General features: G+C 29.1%; 3 protein-coding genes. All 3 read right to left on the reverse strand.

From position 1 onward, the window contains the following. Nucleotides 1–40 precede the first annotated feature (40 nt). The 3 genes from CHU92_RS01325 to CHU92_RS01335 all read right to left on the reverse strand — a co-directional run bounded on the left by CHU92_RS01325 (nucleotide 41) and on the right by CHU92_RS01335 (nucleotide 3,596). The gene (locus CHU92_RS01325) at nucleotides 41–2,467 is read right to left on the reverse strand and encodes a hypothetical protein (RefSeq protein WP_094411828.1); all 2,427 of its coding nucleotides are present in this window, start codon (nucleotides 2,465–2,467) and stop codon (nucleotides 41–43) included. Further along, nucleotides 2,468–3,256, reverse strand: coding sequence for a GLPGLI family protein (locus CHU92_RS01330; RefSeq protein WP_094411830.1), 789 nt, complete (start codon nucleotides 3,254–3,256; stop codon nucleotides 2,468–2,470). Between the two features lie 70 nt (nucleotides 3,257–3,326). Next, nucleotides 3,327–3,596, reverse strand: coding sequence for a hypothetical protein (locus CHU92_RS01335; RefSeq protein WP_094411832.1), 270 nt, complete (start codon nucleotides 3,594–3,596; stop codon nucleotides 3,327–3,329). Between the last annotated feature and the right edge of the window lie 263 nt (nucleotides 3,597–3,859).

A 3,859-nucleotide genomic window follows, 5' to 3' on the forward strand; every position in this document is an offset into this window, starting at 1 on the left:
CGCACTAAAGAAATTTAATAAAATAAAAGTTTAAACCACTTCAATTAGACAAAAAAGAAAAAAACCATCTTTTTGAAGGTTTATATTTTATTTTAATGGCATTTTCAATAGAGTTGATTATGAATGGTTGAAAGTTTTCACTTTCCGATTTTGAATACGACCAAGAAAAATCGTTCTCAAAATTCAATGGGCCATTGAAGCCAGTGTTCCACAGTAATTGATTTCTAATGAAAGTGGATTTATTATTTCTTAATTCTGAGTTGTTAACTATATTTTTATAGCGGGATTGTGAAATATTTGAGTTGAATTTTACATTAGATTCAATAATGTTTAAATACTTTGAAATCTGAAAATTAAAATTCAAATCATCATTGGATTGTGGTAAATAGAAATATTCAATCTGTATCGTGTTATCCGTTATTTCAGCATTTGAAAAGTAATTACCTTTACTATTTCGATAGCTCAATTTTGTACTTAACTGAAATTGTTTGTATAAATCATTTAAATAGTATGATAAACTGTAGCTACTGTTTTGTTGCAGTGACAGGCTTTGAATATTTTGTATTGTAGTTCTAGTATCAATTAAAACTTTATTTTGAAAAAAGTATCTTTCTGAATTCGCTTTTTCATCATAACTAATCATTCCGTTTAGAAAAGAGTGCGAATTTATGCTGTACCTTATTTTGAAAGTAGGCGAGAAAATAAAATCTGAACTTTCAATAGTATGATTTTGTTTTATTTTTTGTGTAAGTAAAGTTGCCGTGTATGATGGGGTTAATTGCCATTTACCACGGTTTAAATTGTATATTCCACTCTGGTATATTGAATTTTGATAATAATTGAAGTCATTTAAGCTGATGGTTGATATGCTATTTGAAGATTCTAATTGTTGGCTTAATTCTGAAGCGAAGGGATTGGAGTTAAAATTATAACCGATAAGTAAAGTGTATTTATCTCTTTTTTTTGCGGCTAATAAAGTTGCTTGCGTAGTAAAATAATTTTTTTTAAAGTTGCTTATTTGTGTTGTTGTATCAATTATACTTGATGCTGGCGTTTTTATATCTAAATCTTGTGAAATGTTATTATAAGAATGAAACATTGATAATTGTAATGCTTTATTTCCCCGCAATTTTTTTGTCCACAACATATCTTGAATTAAATTTAAGTCATTGCTGTTTAAATTTGTCAAAAATGAATCAGAGCCATTCTGGATTAAGCTACTAGTTGTTTTAATTTCTTCATTCCTAAATCTCACGTTATATTCTAATAAGGAAGTATTTGATGTATTGTATTTAATGTCTAAATCTCCTCTATAGAGAATGGGTTTTTTAAGGTTGTTGGAATTATCTGAAGTTGAAAAATTCTCACTATTTATTGCGTATTGATTTTCAGTAAAATATTTTGTGCTGATTTTATCATTTAGATGATAAATATTTACCCTAATTTTTATACGTTCGTTTATTTTAAAAATACTATTATAATTGATGAAAAGTTGATTATTAATGTTCGATTTACTCTCGTCCAAAACATTTGAAAACCCTGTTTCTGATATGATTTTTTGGGAGAAGTATTCTTGTTCTTTTATTTGTTCTACATTAAGAGTAAAGCCTTGATAATCAAAAGGCGAGTTATTTACTCCTATATTATTCTGAATTACATTTGCAAATGATTTGTAGGTTTTTTTTATGGCCATAAGATTACCTCCAAACCCCCCTGCAAAATTACCATTATCAAATAGGCCTGCCGAAGTTTCTAAATCGCCTGAAAAATCAATTTTTCCCTGTTCAAGTTTAAGATTTAAAGAAACTTTACCCCCTTGTTCTATTCCTTTAAGTAAAGGGTTTTCTGAGTAGTTCTCAATGGCTTCAATGGCTTTAACCATATCAACACTAATATTTTTTGTAGCTATGGAATAGTTGGAATCAAATAAATTGTCTCCATCTAAAGTCACTGTTTCAATAGGCCTTCCTTTGTACTTTATCTCTCCGGATTCTTCGTTAACATCAATTCCGGGCAGCTTCTTTATAATATCTCCAATTTTGCGTTCGCTGCCATCTTTATATGAATCTACATTATAGGAAACAGTATCTTTTTTTACTATAAAAGGTTTTATTTTTGCGGTTATGGTAACTTCTTCAAGCTGAGTTACATCGTTGGGTTTTAATATAAAATCGTGTTTGTATTCTTTTGATTTTTCAGGATTTTCAATTATTATAGTTTCATATTGAAAACCATTTGCAATCATTTTTATAAACAATGAAGTGTATTCCTTTTTTAAAGTGACAGCAAATGCACCGTTTTTAATTATAGCAAATTCTTTTACATTTTCATCAAAGCCGCCATCGTAAAATAGTAAAGTAGCCGTTTCAATTTTTATATTATTTATATCGGTAAAAATGCCTGTGATGGTTTGACTATAACTGATGAAAGTGGTAAAAAAAAAACAACAAAAAAAATAATATTTCATCTAAAATGACATTTTTGAAATACCTAAATCCTCAATGCCTTCGCTAATTTTTATACTGCCTTCTTCTACATCAGCAGTAGTTTGCATTACTTTTAATTGCTGTTTTAAGAACTTTACGGTAAACTTTATATAATCAGGCCATGTATATACTATATCATCTTTAAACGGGTTTGAAATTTTGGAACTTTCTTTTTTCAATTGATATTTTGTAGCGCTAATGATTAAGTAATTGTCTAAGCTTCTTACAGACATAATTAAACCTGGCAATCCGTGAAATTTCCAGGGCCCTGCATTTGTTTCTATTTCTGGTGTAAAATAAGCTTCATAGGTTCTTCCTCTAAATTTTGTTGTAGCTTTCTGGCATTTATACCCCAATATTATTGAGTCTTTACTTGTCTCCGATAGTTCCCAGTTCAAGTTTTTATAGGTGTCTTTAATTATTATTTTCCTAGTAAACACATTCGAATTAAATATAATCGAGTCATTGGTAAAATCAGTAAAATATTGTTGATTATAGATAAAGTCTGTCTTGAAATTTTCAAACCAAACAACATTGACATCTTTTTTTTGTTCAACTTTTATTACACGTTCTTGATGTACATATGAATCTTTCAGATTTGTAATATTATAAAATAATGAATTTTTATTATTAACTTTTAGTTTATACAGTGCTTCTTTTTGTAAATCAGCATCATTCGTGTTTATTTGCACTAAATAGTCAACTTCCATAGTTTGCCCATTGGATATTGATGTGAAACAAAAAGATAGAAAAAATAATATTTTTCTCATGATAAGATGATTATAAAAAAAGCCAGACAATAGCTATTTCATAACAATGTCTGGCTTCGTTAGGGTTAAATTACTTAAAAGTTACTTCTGCATCTAAAAATGCTTCAACCAGTTCTTTTAATTTTCTTTTGCATTTAGCTTCTGTCCTTTCATCACTACACAAAAAACAGTTTACAGATGTAATGAAAATTTGATTACCAACCTGAGTGGCACAAGCGCCACTATTAACTACACTTTCATTTTCCGTAGTGTTTTCGATTGCTAAATCAGTAGTTTTGTTTGCGGCAAAACTTACAGTTGTTACAACTGCTAAGCACAAGGTAATTAATACTTTTTTCATAATTTAAAGGTTTTTGTTTTAATTGCCCCATTAAGGTCTTGAGCGGTTAGTTTGCGACGAGGTTTATTATGACATTCAATTCTACTATTTTGCTCATTTGTTTTACCTAATTTTACGAAAGTGCCGGATGATTACAAAAACTAATCCCCCACTGCAACTTCCGCTAATGGCACAGTCGCTTAGTTAAGCGGAGGGTGTTAAGCAATAATTATTGTCAAATCAATCCTGTCCTAAATAAAATTTAACACTATCAAACTTAACCA

Origin of the sequence: Flavobacterium cyanobacteriorum (genome assembly GCF_002251835.1) — a bacterium.
Taxonomy (GTDB): Bacteria; Bacteroidota; Bacteroidia; order Flavobacteriales; family Flavobacteriaceae; genus Flavobacterium; species Flavobacterium cyanobacteriorum.